This is a genomic window from Microbacterium sp. NPDC091662 (assembly GCF_044756705.1).
GTDB lineage: Bacteria > Actinomycetota > Actinomycetes > Actinomycetales > Microbacteriaceae > Microbacterium.
Genome location: NZ_JBIVTM010000001.1, coordinates 1,065,537 through 1,079,518 on the forward strand (window position 1 = coordinate 1,065,537; position 13,982 = coordinate 1,079,518).

General features: G+C 70.4%; 9 protein-coding genes. 4 read left to right on the top strand and 5 right to left on the bottom strand.

Annotation, left to right across the window (positions count from 1 at the left end):
- Positions 1-117 precede the first annotated feature (117 nt).
- Together ACIQLD_RS05105 and nudC are read right to left on the bottom strand one after the other, a co-directional pair.
- Positions 118-1,839, bottom strand: a complete 1,722-nt coding sequence (locus ACIQLD_RS05105; protein ID WP_402605811.1) for an ATP-dependent helicase — start codon at positions 1,837-1,839, stop codon at positions 118-120.
- Positions 1,836-2,717, bottom strand: coding sequence for an NAD(+) diphosphatase (gene nudC / locus ACIQLD_RS05110; protein WP_402605813.1), 882 nt, complete (start codon positions 2,715-2,717; stop codon positions 1,836-1,838). Before nudC ends, ACIQLD_RS05105 begins: the two co-directional genes overlap by 4 nt.
- Before the next feature lie 64 nt (positions 2,718-2,781).
- Between nudC and ACIQLD_RS05115 the strand changes: the two genes are divergently transcribed.
- The gene (locus tag ACIQLD_RS05115) at positions 2,782-4,143 is read left to right on the top strand and encodes a hypothetical protein (RefSeq protein WP_402605815.1); all 1,362 of its coding nucleotides are present in this window, start codon (positions 2,782-2,784) and stop codon (positions 4,141-4,143) included.
- Here ACIQLD_RS05115 and ACIQLD_RS05120 read toward each other — a convergent pair.
- Both ACIQLD_RS05120 and ACIQLD_RS05125 read right to left on the bottom strand, forming a co-directional pair.
- Positions 4,089-7,613, bottom strand: coding sequence for a UvrD-helicase domain-containing protein (locus ACIQLD_RS05120; RefSeq protein WP_402605817.1), 3,525 nt, complete (start codon positions 7,611-7,613; stop codon positions 4,089-4,091). The two genes, ACIQLD_RS05115 and ACIQLD_RS05120, sit on opposite strands and share 55 nt — an antisense overlap.
- Positions 7,610-10,831 carry an ATP-dependent helicase gene (locus ACIQLD_RS05125; RefSeq protein ID WP_402605820.1) on the bottom strand — a complete coding sequence of 1,074 codons (3,222 nt, stop codon included), beginning with the start codon at positions 10,829-10,831 and terminating at the stop codon, positions 7,610-7,612. The genes ACIQLD_RS05120 and ACIQLD_RS05125 overlap by 4 nt, the downstream gene beginning before the upstream one ends.
- A 170-nt stretch (positions 10,832-11,001) precedes the next feature.
- On the opposite strand from ACIQLD_RS05125, the gene ACIQLD_RS05130 reads away from it, so the two are divergent.
- Positions 11,002-11,226: a DUF3107 domain-containing protein gene (locus tag ACIQLD_RS05130; RefSeq protein ID WP_017828623.1), complete on the top strand. Its 225-nt coding sequence runs from the start codon at positions 11,002-11,004 to the stop codon at positions 11,224-11,226.
- 7 nt (positions 11,227-11,233) lie between these two features.
- Complete coding sequence (locus ACIQLD_RS05135; protein ID WP_402605822.1) at positions 11,234-11,521, top strand: hypothetical protein; 288 nt, start codon at positions 11,234-11,236, stop codon at positions 11,519-11,521.
- Positions 11,522-11,540: 19 nt separating this feature from the next.
- On the opposite strand, the gene ACIQLD_RS05140 is transcribed toward ACIQLD_RS05135, so the two are convergent.
- A complete protein-coding gene (locus ACIQLD_RS05140) occupies positions 11,541-12,254 on the bottom strand; it encodes a ferritin-like fold-containing protein (protein ID WP_402605824.1) in 714 nt (237 codons plus the stop codon).
- 196 nt (positions 12,255-12,450) lie between these two features.
- Here ACIQLD_RS05140 and ACIQLD_RS05145 point away from each other — a divergent pair, with 196 nt between their 5' ends.
- On the top strand, positions 12,451-13,971 hold the full coding sequence (locus ACIQLD_RS05145) for a DEAD/DEAH box helicase (RefSeq protein WP_402605826.1): 1,521 nt from the start codon (positions 12,451-12,453) through the stop codon (positions 13,969-13,971).
- Positions 13,972-13,982 lie beyond the last annotated feature (11 nt).

The following is a 13,982-nucleotide window of genomic DNA, read 5'->3' on the forward strand; positions in this document are numbered from 1 at the left end:
CGCAGATGATCGGTCGCGATCCGGGCCTGATCCGCGCCGCGCAGGTCGCCGAGGCCGGCCGTCTCGCAGCCCTGCTCCTCGCCGATGATGAGACTGCGGTCGGGCGGCTGGTGCGCGTCAGCGCGGACGGTTCGCGCGAGTGGCGTTCGGTGTCATTTCACGAAGAATGCCGGTGCCGCGACTCGTGGTGCCCATCTCCGCCAGGAACCGCGATGGGGACCGCTCCCCCCGCCCCGCTGACCTCGACCACGACAGCGCCAGCGTTCGCGCGGCGCGCGTGACACCCACGTACGCCAGCCGCCGCTCCTCATCGACCGCCTCGAAGGTCGTCGCATACGAGATGGGCAGCGACCCTTCCGCCCAGCCGGCCAGATACACGTGCGGCCACTCGAGGCCCTTGGCCGCATGCAGGGTCGACAGAGTGACCGTGCGCATGGTCGGCTCGTGCTGGTCCTTCGCGCGTGCCATCAGGGCATCGCTGAAGGTGCGCAGATCCGCGTCGGGCCCCGCCTCTTCCGCGAGCCTCAGGATCGCGCGTCGCGCCTCCCATCCGCTGCGCTGCGCTCCCCCCGCCGCTGGCGGCTCCTCCGTGAGTCCGAGCTCGCGAAGCACCCGCTCCACACCGGGCAGGAACCCCTGTTCGGTGGGCGCCACGGCGGCGGCCCGCAACGCGAGGATCGCCTGGCGGACCTCCGGCATGGCGAAGAAGCGCGTGCCACCCAGCACAGATGTCGCGATGCCCTCGGCAGCGAGCGCCTGCTGCAGCACGGCGGACTGCGCGTGCGCACGGTAGAGGACAGCGATCTCCGAAGGAGATGCGCCCGCTTCGAGGCGCGCAGAGATCGCCGCCGCGATCCCGGCCGCTTCCTCCCCCTCGGTCTCGTACGCGGTGATCGTCGGAGCATCGGCGGTGAACTGCTCCCGTGCCGGCACGAGCTCCAACGCGCCGGGGCGGCCGTGCATCAGCGCGTTGGCCGCGGTGAGGATCGGCGGTTGCGAACGGTAGTTCGTCTCCAGGCGCACGACCGTCGCGTCCGGGTGGCGGCGCTCGAACTCGAGCAGGAATCGCTGCTCGGCCCCGGCGAACGAGTAGATGGTCTGACTGGCATCACCCACCACGCAGATGTCGTGCCGATCGCCGAGCCAGAGCTCGAGCAGCCGGTTCTGCAACGGCGAGACGTCTTGGAACTCGTCGACCGTGAAATGCCGGTACTGCTCGTGGACGGACGCAGCGACTCGCGGCTCAGCCTCGAGCATTCCGGCGCAGGCGAGGAGCACGTCTTCGAAGTCGAGCTGACGACGGTCGTCCTTCAGCGCCTCGTATCCCCGCATCAGCTCGATCAGCTGTCCCGCGTCGACGCCGCTGATCGGACGTCCGAGCGCGGCGTACTGGTCGATCGAGAGCATCGAGACCTTGCGCCACTCGATCTCGGAGGCGATGTCGCGCAGCGTCGCCGTGCTGGGACGGAGGCGGATCGCGTCGGCGGCCTGCCCCAGCATCCTCACCTTGTTGTCGATGATCGACGGTGCAGGAGAGCCGGCCAACGTGGGCCAGAAGAAGTTCAGCTGCGCGAGCGCGGTCGCGTGGAAGGTGCGGGCGGCGACCCCTTCCACCCCGAGCGCGCGCAGACGGCCTCGCAGCTCGCCCGCAGCCTTGGCGGTGAAGGTGACGGCCATGACGCGCGAGGGCGAGTAGGCGCCGGTGTCGACGCCGTGCGCGATGCGATGCGTGATCACCCGCGTCTTCCCGGTCCCCGCTCCGGCGAGCACGGCGACGGGTCCTCGCAGCACGGATGCCGCCGCCCGCTGCCGCTCATCGAGGGCATCGAGTGCACTCACGCGTGATCCTCGTACCAGTCGACGATCAGGGCGCGGGCGATCGACGCGGGGCCCGGAAGCCCGACCGGGCCCTGTCCGGCGAGCGCGGATCCGATCTCCGCGCGCGTGAACCAGCGCACCTCGATGATCTCCTCGCCGTCGGGGCGCGCAGCGGACTCGTCGTCGACGACGGCCCGGAACCCGACCATGAGCGATCGCGGGAAAGGCCAGGCCTGCGAGGAGACGTACCGCAGCGAGGACAACCGCACGCCCGACTCCTCCTCGATCTCGCGGTACGCGGTCGATTCGAGGGATTCCCCTGCCTCGGTGAAGCCCGCGAAGCAGGAGAACATCCGTCCGCCCCAGTTCGCGTTGGCACCGAGCAGGAGTCGTTCGCCGTTCCTGCTCTCGACGGCGACGATCACGGCGGGATCCGTGCGCGGAAAGTGCTGGCGCCCGCACACGAGGCAGCGCCGCGACCACCCGGCCTGCTGAAGTTCCGTCGCTCCACCGCACGCGGGGCAGAACGGGGCATCGCGGAGCCATCCGGCGAGGGCGATCGCACTGATCAGGAGCTCGGACTCCTGCCCGTCGATTCGTCCGCCGAGATCACGCAGACCGAGCCAGATCTCATCCGGTGCCGTGTCGAGTGCGTCGTTCTCCGGCGGGGCGGCGGCGAGGAGCAGCACGGCGCCATCGGCGTCGCGTCCGAGAAGAGCCCACGTCGCCTCGACGACCGCATTCGGTGTGACGCGCAGCAGCGCGGAATCGACGACCCGGACGCGGCCCTCGCGCACGACGATGACGCGGGTCGCCGGGTCGGCGCGCAGGCGATCGAGCACGCCCGGCTCCTCGCGGAGTTCGGCTGCACGGTCGAGGGACGGGCGCTGAATGGTCATCGACTCCCTCTTTCACGGGCGTGGCGGAGGCGGGACCGCCCCTGAGCCGACCTACCCTGGGGGCATGGGACGCTCTCCTTTCACTCTAGCCGCGGCAGTGACCGCCGCACTGCCCGGGGCAGAGGTCACGGGTGCCCGCGGTCTGAGCGCCGGGGGCGACGGTCGATTCGACTCCGCCGTCGCCTCGCTGGCGGACGGCCGTGAACTCGCGATCCGCGTCGCGGACGACGACGAGACGTCGCGTGAACTCGCCGCCGAAGCCATCGCTCTTCGTGCGCTCACCGACGGCGCTCGCGCCATGCTGCCGTTCCGCGTACCCGCCTACATCGGGGAGACGCGCATCGGCGACGGACGGGCGCTGGTCACTGAACTCCTCCCCGGCTTCCAGATCGAGGCAGCGCTGGTGCCCGCCGGGCGCGGCGCCGCGCCGTCGATGGGTGCCTCTATCGCCGCTGTGCACGGTCTGCCCACATCGGTCGTGCGTGGTGCGGGCCTCGCCACACGCACCGCCGAAGAGAGCCGTGCCGAACTGGAGCGCCTGATCGACACGGCCGCGGCCACCGGACGTGTTCCGGCTCGCCTCACCGTTCGCTGGCGCGATGCCATCGCCGACGACGACCTGTGGCGCTTCGAATCGACCGTGGTCCTCGGGGGCGTGCAGTCCACCTCGTTCCTCTTCACGGACGATCCGGAACTCGGCCCCGAAGTCGTCGGTCTTCTCGGCTGGCACGGCCTCTCGGTCGGGGATCCGGCACTCGACCTCTCCTGGCTCTCCGCGGCTCCCGACGCCTCCGAAGACGTCCACGCCGCGTATGCCCGGGCCATCGATCGCGCGCCCGACGCCGGCCTCGAGGTGCGTGCGCGCCTGCTCGCCGAGCTTGAGTTCGCGCGCTGGCTCGTGCACGGCGACTCCATGCGTCGGCCGGACATCGTCGACGACGCCGCCGCACTGCTCGACGCTCTCGCCGAAGGTCTGCGAACCGACGACCTCAGCATCATCGATGCCCGGAGCGCGGGCGTCGACTCTGCGATGGACGCGCTCGACCGCGTGCCCCGGGATGCCGTCGCCGAGGTCGACACCTCGATGCACACCGACGCCTACAACCCCGAGGAACTGTGGATCGACGTTCCGGAGGAGGCGGAGTCCACACCGGCCGACACGGAGTCGCCAGAGTCCCCGCGCACCGTCGACACGCACCGAAGCCATGACGACAGCGCTCATCGCGCGGAAATGCTCAACGTCGAGACCGAGGATCTCTCCGAAGCTCGGAGCATCTTCGCGGGAACCCAGGGCTCCGCGCCCCGCGACGAGACGCGTCCTCCTGCGTCGAACACGGCCTCCGCGTACGACGAGTCCGACTCGGACGAGGCTCAGCGCGCGGCGCGGGCGGCACTCCAGCGCTGGAAGAGTTCTTCCTCCGAGTAGACACGGTCGCCGCGAATGATCAGGTCGTCCGCGACGTAGTACAGCGCGACGTCGATCTCCTCCAGCGGAACGCCGAAGCGCCGATGGTACGCCAGGCGGTAGAGCGCGAGCTGCAGCATCCGCTCGTCGCGCTCGGCCGCCGTTCGCGGAGCCTTGCCGGTCTTCCAATCCACGATCTCGATGCGTCCGCCGCGATCGGCTCGACGGTACACGGCATCGAGCTTGCAGATGACGATGTGCGCCCCCGCCGCCTCCGACGCCGAGAGTCCGGCACCGAGCGCGAAGTCGATCTCGATCTCGACGGCGATCGGCTGCAGCCCGCCCCACTCGCAGCTCTCGAACGTCGCCTGCAGGACGGCGAGATCGGCGGCGTCGGCGGCTGCACCCGGCCCCTCCGAGGTCTCCGGCGTCACGTGCGCGGGCTCCGCCGCGATCTCGTCCTCGTCGAGCTCCCAGAGGGCCGCGTCCGGGCGGCTGCCGACACCGACCAGTTCTGACCGCTGCTCTACCCAGGCATGGAACAGGGTGCCGAGCCGGGTCTGCCGATACGGCCGCTCAGGCATGGGTCTGACGATCGAGGCGAGCGTGCCGGAGAAGTCGGTGACGTAGTCCTTGAATCTCGATGCCGGGACGCGTGTCGGGGCCTCGGCGTCGGTGCCGCGTTGTCGGGCCGCGCGCTCGGCCAGCAGGCGGGCGAGTTCCACCGAGGGCTCTGCGGTTCCTGCACGGGCCGCGTCTTCCACGGCGGCAGCCGCCGTCGAGACGACAGCCCGTCGAGCCCCCAGCGGATCGAGGGGCCAGCGCAGGGTCGCCCCGGGACCGTCGTACGGGTTGTCGTCGGGATCGACCGCGTCGATCGGATCGAGGCCCTGAACCTCGATGGCCTCGACGAGATAGGGGCTCGGCGTGCGCGGCGACTTCTGTCCGGCCCAGTGCGCGCCGCTGAGAAGCAGATCGGTCCGCGCACGGGTCACCGCGACATAGGCGAGGCGCCGCTCCTCCTGCTGCTGGTACGCCCGATAGGCGTCCTTGAAGCGCTTGATCGCCCCGCCCTGTGGGTTCGCCTTCGTCGCGCCACCGGACAGAGATGCCTGCGCGAGCTTCTGGCGCTTCACGGGGTCTGCCTCGTCACCCATCGCCTCGATCGGATCCCACTCGAAACGGGGCAATGCGTCGCGGTCACCGCGCAGAGCGAAGGGGACGACGCCGAACCCGAACCACCCCGACGTGTCGGAGACCCGGCTGGGAAGCTCGTCGACCACGAGCCGGACCACCGCGACGGCATCCCATTCCAGCCCCTTGGACCCGTGGATGGTCAGCAGCTGCACGACACCGGCCTCTGGCGGCTCGGGCCGTGGCATGAGCTCGTCGGTGCTCTCGGCCTTGTCGAGCCAGGCGAGCAGACTGCCGATGCTGCCCCGCTCGTCCGCGGCGAGGAAAGCACGCACCTCGTCGGCGAAGGCTCGCAGCTGCGTCGCGGCGATGCGAGCCGGGCCTCTGGTCTCGTTGGCCGCCAACTCGATGTCCAGCCGCAGCTCGAGCTCGATCAGCCGGATCAGCTCGGGGATCGGCTGGGAGGACGCGCGGCGGAGTCGCTCGAGCATCTCTCCCGCCGCGCGCACCCGCGCTCTGCCGTCTGGCGTGATGGGCTCGAGAAGTCGATAGTCGTCGCGCACGGCCCGCACCACGTCGACCGCGTCGATGATCGACACCGCCTCGTCGGCGCCCCGCGAAGAACGCAGCCGCGCGCGCACCTCCTCGGGCAGCGGGGCCATCGCGGGGTCACGCTCCGAGAGTGTGCGGCCGAGGTCGTAGAGCGCCGCCATATCGGCCACCCCGACGCCGAAACGCGGTCCGGTGAGCAGGCGGATGAGCGCCGACCCGGCGGTGGGGTCGTGCACCACGCGGAGCGTCGACACGACGTCGACGACCTCAGGCGTCGCCAGTAGACCGCCGAGCCCGAGGATGCGGTGCGGGATGCCACGCGCCGCAAGCGCCGCCGCGAAGGTCTGCATGTGCCGTTTCGAGCGGAACAGGATGGCTCCGGTGTGCGGCTTCGCCCCCTGCGCCTCGCCGGCGCCGCGGGCATCGTGCGCGGCACGGCGCTGGGCGAACCACTCCGCCACGACGGATGCCTCCTCGTCGACCGTGAACGGGTTCTCCACCGTCACGGTGCCGTCTCCCGCACCGGGGCGCGGCTCGAGCGGCGGCACGTCGAGCCCCGGGCGCTGCAGCGGTTCGAGCACGCGATTCGCGATTCCGAGGACCGCGCGGTCGTTGCGCCAGCTGGTCATGAGGCTGTAGGTCTCGGCCGTACCGGTGCTCGAGAAAGTGCGGGAGAAGGCGTAGAGGTTGTCGGCGCTCGCACCGCGCCAGCCGTAGATCGACTGGTGCGGGTCGCCGACGGCCATGACCGCCGAGTCGCGGAACAGCTCGGCGAGGAAGCGGGTCTGGATCACCGACGTGTCCTGGTACTCGTCGAGCAGCACGACGCGGTGCTGCTCGCGCAGTTCGGCCCGCACGTCGGGAGCGGACTCGACGATGTCGTAGGCCCCGCCCACCTGGTCGGCGAAGTCGAGCACGCCGCGGCGCTGCTTCTCGTCGATGTAGTCGCGCACGAGGTGGGACAGCGTCGGCAGGCTGAGCAGATTCACCGCCGCCTTCTCGACATCGGCGTTGCCGCGATAGGGAGCGAACGCGAGTGCCTGATCCCGCGCGATGCGCTCGGCGAGGTCGAGATCGACGCGGTGGTCGAGAGCGTCACCGGCGAGCCGCTGCACCGCATCGATGACTGTGCCGAGCGCGAAATCGATGTTCTCCAGCTCGGGGAGGTCGCTGCGGAGCACGACTTCGCGCGCCAGCATCCAGGACGCGGCCTGGCTGAGCATCGCCACGTCGGGGTCCCGTCCGATGCGCGCCGCGTGCTCGCGGACGATGCCGTCGGCGAAGGCGTTGTAGGTCGAGACACGCGGCCGGATCATCAGGTCTTCCGCGGCACGGGGCGTCACCGGGTCCCACCCGGTTGCGCGCTGGTCGGCGAGCTCGTCGAGCACGTGCGTGCGCACCAGCTCACGCTGCCGACCAGGCGCGGCCTCGTCGACCCGGCGCAGGGAGCCGTCGGCCACGATCGCGGACAGGTGCGGGAGAAGCCCGCGGCGTCCGTACTCGTCGATGACGGCGAGCCGATGGCCGATCCTCTCCGCGAGCTCGCCCGCGGCCTTGCGCGTGAAGGTCAGGCCGAGGATCTCGTCGCGACGCACGTGCCCATTGGCGACGAGCCACACCACACGTCCCGACATCGTCTCGGTCTTGCCGCTGCCTGCACCGGCGACCACGAGAGCGGGCTCCGGCGGCGCCTCGATCACCCGCTGCTGGGCCGGTGTCGGCGACGGCTGCCCCAGCGCCGCGGCGATGTCGGTGGCCGAGATCCCTTCGCCGGCACTCCACCCGGATTCGCTCCCACCGATCATGAGCTCACCGCCGGCACCGTGTGGATACGGCAGGGATGCACCCGGCGCTGAGTGTCGGCGCAGTGCGACTCGACCTGTGCGGTGAAGCTCGATGCCGACATGCCCCGAGCCGCATCGGACACGCGCATCAGGAAGGCCGAGCGCGACTCGTCGTCGAGCGTGTGCTGATGCGCGATGCGGTAGTCGCTCTTGGCGAGAGTCTTGGAGACGATCACCAGCCGCGCTCCGGCCAGCGATGTCGGCGGGGCGCCCTCGACCAGTCCCTGTTGAACGGCGACCTGATAGGCGGCCAACTGCGCGTGCTCGAGCACACCCGCATCGGATTCGGGATCGTTCTTCCCGGTCTTCAGATCGACCACGACCGTCGGGCCGTCGGGACCTTCCGGCATCCGCTCCCACCCGCGCCCTCGTGCCTGCGCATGCTCGCCCGCGCCGGGCGGGTAGGCCTCCACCCGGTCGATGTAGCCGTGGATGATCGCCTGATTCGCTCGGTCGTCCCCCACCGCATGCACGGCAGGCACGGCGTGCTCGCCGGTCCCGCCGGCCACGTCGACGGCGAAGCGGAACTCGACCTCGCTGCCGATCACCCGCCCGCCCTCCCTGCGCACGTCGCCCAGGTAGGTGTGCAGCCGATCGACGAGGACATCGGCGCGCCGTCGCTCCTTGCGGCCGATCCACTCGGTCTCGAAATCGAGCTCCGGCCAGTGCTCGGCCACGATCGCTCTCATCTCTTCGAGGTCGCCATCGGGCACCCGCTCCATCGCTTCGTGCACGATCGTGCCGATGCCGGCGGTCGGCGGCATCACCGTGTCGCCGCCGAGCGCCGAGACGACCCAGTTCAGGCCGCATTCCTCGTAGGACTCCATCTTCGACGGCGAGACCCGCGCACCGGTCACGGCGAGATCGCGCAGCGGTGCGTCGGTCGATGGCGGGGTCATGCCGTACCACTCCGCCGGGTCCGCCCCCGGGACGCCTTCGCGGGCGAGGACGGCGAGCTGTGCAGCGGCACCCCGTCGCACCGGCTCGGCGGCCGCCGTCGTGAGGGTTCGTCGGTGCCGGGCGACGAGTCCGCGCAGCGTCAACGGATGCTCCGCCGAGGCGTGCCGCTCGGGTGGCTCCGGCGCGGGCAGAAAGCCGAAGAACGCGCTGGGCGTCAGGTCGTCGTCATCCACTGCCGTGATCAGGAGGCGATCGCGCGCACGCGACACGGCGCGCACGAACAGCCGGAGCTCATCGTGCAGCGCGGCGCGTCGACGGTCCAGGGCGCCCGGAGGCTCGATGAGGGCGCCCGTGCGGGCCGCGTGGATCGCGTCGGGCAGACGCCAGGTCTGCAGCAGACCGCCGCGCAATCGCACGTTCGGCCAGATGCCGTCCTGCACGCCTGCCACCACGACCGCGTCGAACTCGGTGCCGAGGGCCGTTGCGGGGGTCAGCAGGGTGACCTTTCCCGGCCGGTCGGGTGTCGACAGCGAATCCTCCGGGACCTCGCTGTCGAGGATGTCGCGCACGAAGGCCTCTGGCTTCTCGTTCGGCGTGCGCTCGACGAAGCGCTTCGCGGCGTCGAAAAGCGAGACCAGCGCATCGAGCGAACGCGCCGTCTCCGCTCCCGTCGGCAGCAGGGAGATCTCGCGCCAGGCGATCTGCAGCCGCCTGCCGTCGACGGCCCGAGCCTGGTCCCATACCCGCCACAGCAGGTCGTGGATCGTCTCCCCCGCCGCCGCGCCGCTGGCGAGTGCTTCGATCGTCTCGGCGAACCGCTCGGCCGTGCGCGATTCGGGCGCGTCGATGAGCGTGAGGTGCGCGGGATTCGCCATCGCCTGCCGCAGCAGCTCGCGCGCGGGCGTCGATCCCCCCTGCTCGAGCTCGACGTGCCGCAGGCGTGCACGCAGGCGCCGCAGTCCGATCGCGTCCATCCCCCCGAAAGGGGTGCGCAGTGCCTCCTCGAGCGCCGGCGACGTGCGCTCCTCGACCGGGGTGAGGGCCAGACGCACGATGCCGACGATGTCGCGCACGATCCCTTCGCTGCCGAGCGGACGCTGCACACCGGCCGCACGTGTCGGGATCTCCCTCGCGGCGAGTTCGGTCTCGAGCGTGGTCACCTGCCGGGTGTCGTGGGCGATGACCGCCATCCGGTCCCAGCGGACGCCGTCGGAGAGGTGCCACTCGCGCATGACGCCCGCGATGCGATCGAGTTCCTCGTACGGGGAAGGAGCGAGGAAGGTGGCGACCCCGGCTTCGACCTCTTCGGCCGTCACCGGCACCGGGGCACGCCGGTGCTCGACCCGACCGGACACGCCGATCGCCTGGGTCACGGTGCGGGTGAGCGCGGTGAGCGCCGGGCGCTGGCGGTGCGGGCCGTCGAGCACGTGCACGTCGCCCAGCACTCCGGCGAGCTGCGCGAACAGCTCGGGACTGGCTCCGCGGAACGATCCGGACGAGATGTCGGGATCGCCGAAGGCGAGCACGGCGATTCCGCGGCTGCGCAAGGCCGTCACGACGGCGATCCCGCCGCGGGTGAGCTCCTGTGCGTCATCGATGAGCACGACGCGCAGAGAAGCGAGCGTGCCGAGGGTGTTCGTGTCTGCCGTGTGCAGGATCGTGCTCGCTTCGCTGAGCAGATCGGCGGCGTCACGGTGCGCCGAGCGGAGCGCGTCGAGCACCGAGCGGTACTCGACGAGGAACTCCGCCGTCGCCGCCCAGACGTCGTTGCCCGATGCCCGCAGCTCTGCGGCGTCGACGCCGATCTCGGTGCACTCGGCGAGGAACGCGCGCAGCTCAGAGCGGAACCCCTTCGAGGCGCGCACCGAGGGGCTCAGCGCGTCCGGCCACCGGATGCGCCCGTCTTCCGCGTCTCCGGCGAGCAGTTCGGCGATGATGCGATCCTGATCGGCGCCGGTCAGCAGCGCCGGTGGTTCAGCGCCCTCACGCACCATCGCTCCCCGGACGAGCTGGAAGGCGAAGGATCCGAGCGACCGTGCCAATGGGCCCGGCGTCGCCTGGCCGATGCGCACGCCGATCCGATCGCGCAACGCCGTCGCCGCCTGGCGGTTCGGGGTGAGCGCGAGAACCTGCTCTGGGCGCAGAGCCTCGGCGTCGAGCAGATGCACGACACGCTCGATGAGTGTGCGCGTCTTGCCTGTTCCCGGTGCGCCGATGATGACTCCGGATGCAGCCGGCTCTGCGGCGATCACTGCGCGCTGAGCGGAGTCCGGTGTCATGCCCTCCACGCTATCCGGACGTGCGGACATCGCCGGCCGCACCCGCCAGCCGCCCGCGAGGTCCCGTCGGTCCGGGCTGTGCGCTCACGGCGAAACCGGCTGCAACGGCCGATCCCGCCCGGTGCTCGCGGGGTAGAGTTGGCGCAGTCCCCGAACTTCAAGGAGCACGCGTGGAAATCCGCATCGGCATCATCAACACCGGCCGTGAACTGAGCTTCGACACCGGCGCAAGCGCCGAAGAGGTCCGCACCCAGGTCGCCGCGGCGCTCGAGCAGAGCGCGTCGCACGTGAGCTTCGCCGATGTGAAGGGCAACTCCTACATCGTCCCGACCGCGAACCTCGCCTACATCGAGCTGGGCACCGAGGAATCGCGTCGCGTCGGCTTCGTCGCCTGACCCGGCGATGTACATCCTCCTCGCACTCATCGGCGCGTGCGCTCTGGGAATCGCCGCGCACTTCCTGATCGGCGATCGCGAGTTGCGCGGCGTCGCTCTCACCCCGGCGATCGCGACCGCCGTCTCGGCGATCACCTACACGGGCCTGCAATGGTCGGGCGTGGGCGAGGACAGCATCTGGCTGTGGCTTGCGAGCGTTCTCGGTGCTCCCGTCGTCGCCGCGCTGGCGACCGTGGCGATCACCGGGATGCGCAAGCGTTCAGACGCCGCGAGCAGGGCTGCGTTGGGCATCTGACCGGTCCCGGGTGCGCCTCTTAGGAGGCCAGCCCCATCGCGTCCATGCGGCGAGCGTGCGCACCCATCAGCTCGGTGTACACGGGCTCGATGCGCTCCTCGTCGATCTCGAGACGCTCGGGCCGCAGCGCCGAACGGCAGACGAGGATCGTGTCGCCGACCAGTCGGCGCGCCCACATCGACAGCAGCGAACGCCACTCCTCGTCGCTCTCGATCGTCTCCTGGATGATGGCGACGATCTCGTGCCGCGCATCATCCTCCCGGAGGATCTCGGCCACGCGCCGCCCGGTGTCGCCGTAGCTGGAGGCCAGCGCGAGATAGAAGTCGTCGAGCATCCCGGCGGTGATGTACACAGCCAGCAGCGTCTCCCGCGGGCGCGCGCCGATGGTCTTGCGACGGAACGCGTCGAGGTTCTCCCGGAACGGGAGCATCAGCTGAGTGGGGTCGTCCCCATGCTCGGTGATGAGCTCGACGATCCCCCGGTGCTTGGTCAAGGCGGCCCCGGCGGCACGCGACAGCGACTCCTTCTCGGAGAGCGCGGTCGTGGCACGGATGAGTCGCGTCAGCGTCTCGAAGTAGCCCAGCTGCAGATAGGCGGCCTGCCCGAGGAACCGATTGAGCTCGGGGGCGAGTTCGGCGAAGTCGATGCGCGTCGCATCTCCCTGCTCACCTCTGCCGCGCAGCGCAAGGGTGCGTCGCGGCGCGTCGTCGCGCTGCCAGAACCACTTAACCACGAGGTCGTCCTCCCGAGTCCACCACGTCGTTCACAATACCCGTGCCGAAGCCTCCTTCCTGGCCGGCGGCACCCCTCGGGTAGGCTGGGCGTGTCCCCGCCGCAGGAGCGGGGCCCCGCGCCTGTGGCACAAGAGACGGCGTGGATCCGTTAACGTGGCGATCCCGCAGGGTCGCCGGACAGGCAATCTGAATAAAGTGACAACTTTCGCCGATCTCGGCATCGATCAGGACATCGTCGACGCTCTCGCCGCCAAGGGCATCGTCGACGCGTTCCCCATCCAGGAGCAGACCATCCCCCTCGGTCTTCCCGGCCAGGACATCATCGGTCAGGCCAAGACGGGAACCGGCAAGACCTTCGGCTTCGGCATCCCCGTCGTCCAGCGCCTCGGCAAAGACCCGGAACACGGCGTCAAGGCACTCATCGTGGTGCCGACGCGCGAGCTCGCGGTGCAGGTGTACGAAGACATCGACCTGCTCACCAGCAACCGTTCGACCAGCGTCGTCGCCATCTACGGCGGCAAGGCCTACGAGGGACAGATCGACCAGCTCAAGGCGGGCGCGCAGATCGTGGTCGGCACGCCCGGTCGACTGATCGACCTCGCCGGTCAGCGCCTGCTCGACCTCTCGAACGCGACCGAGGTCGTGCTCGACGAGGCCGACAAGATGCTCGATCTCGGCTTCCTCGCCGACATCGAGAAGATCTTCCAGAAGGTTCCGGCCGTCCGTCACACGCAGCTGTTCTCGGCGACGATGCCGGGCCCGATCGTCGCCCTCGCGCGTCGCTTCATGTCGAACCCGATCCACATCCGCGCCAACGACCCCGACGAGGGCCTCACGCAGGCGAACATCAAGCACCTCGTCTACCGTGCGCACTCGATGGACAAGGACGAGGTCATCGCCCGCATCCTGCAGGCCGAGGGTCGCGGCAAGACCGTGATCTTCACCCGCACCAAGCGAGCGGCGCAGCGCCTCGTCGACGAGCTGAGCGACCGCGGCTTCAACGTGGGCGGCGTACACGGCGACATGGGCCAGGATCAGCGCGAGCGCTCGATGGCCGCGTTCAAGGCAGGCAAGCGCGACGTGCTGGTCGCGACCGACGTGGCCGCCCGAGGTATCGACGTTGATGACGTGACGCACGTCATCAACCACACGATCCCGGATGAGGACAAGACGTACCTGCACCGCGCAGGCCGCACGGGCCGCGCCGGCAAGACCGGCATCGCGGTCACGTTCGTCGATTGGGAAGACCTGCACAAGTGGGCCCTGATCAACCGCGCCCTCGAGTTCGGCCAGCCCGAGCCCATCGAGACCTACTCGTCGAGCCCGCACCTGTACGAGGACCTCAACATCCCCCAGGGCACGAAGGGCCGCCTGGTGTCGGCGCCCAAGACCGAATCCGTCAAGACCGAGCGCACCCGTCGCCCCGAGCGCGCGGCCGACGCCGCCGCCGAGGGGACCGATGAGAGCGGCACCCGCCGCCGCCGTCGCCGTCGCAACAGCACGACTCCGGTCGGTTCGACCTTCACCGAGGGCGCTGCGGAGTCGACGTCCGGCGAGGGGCAGTCCGCACCGGCCGCCGATCGCGGAGCCGAGGGCGCGGGGACGCATGACGGTGCGGGCAAGGAGCACCACGACGGCAAGCCGGCTCCGGCACGGCGTCGTCGCCGCCGCCGCGGTGGTTCCGGCGCCGGCGCGGCTCCCGTCACCGGAGCCTAAGTCCGCCAGCG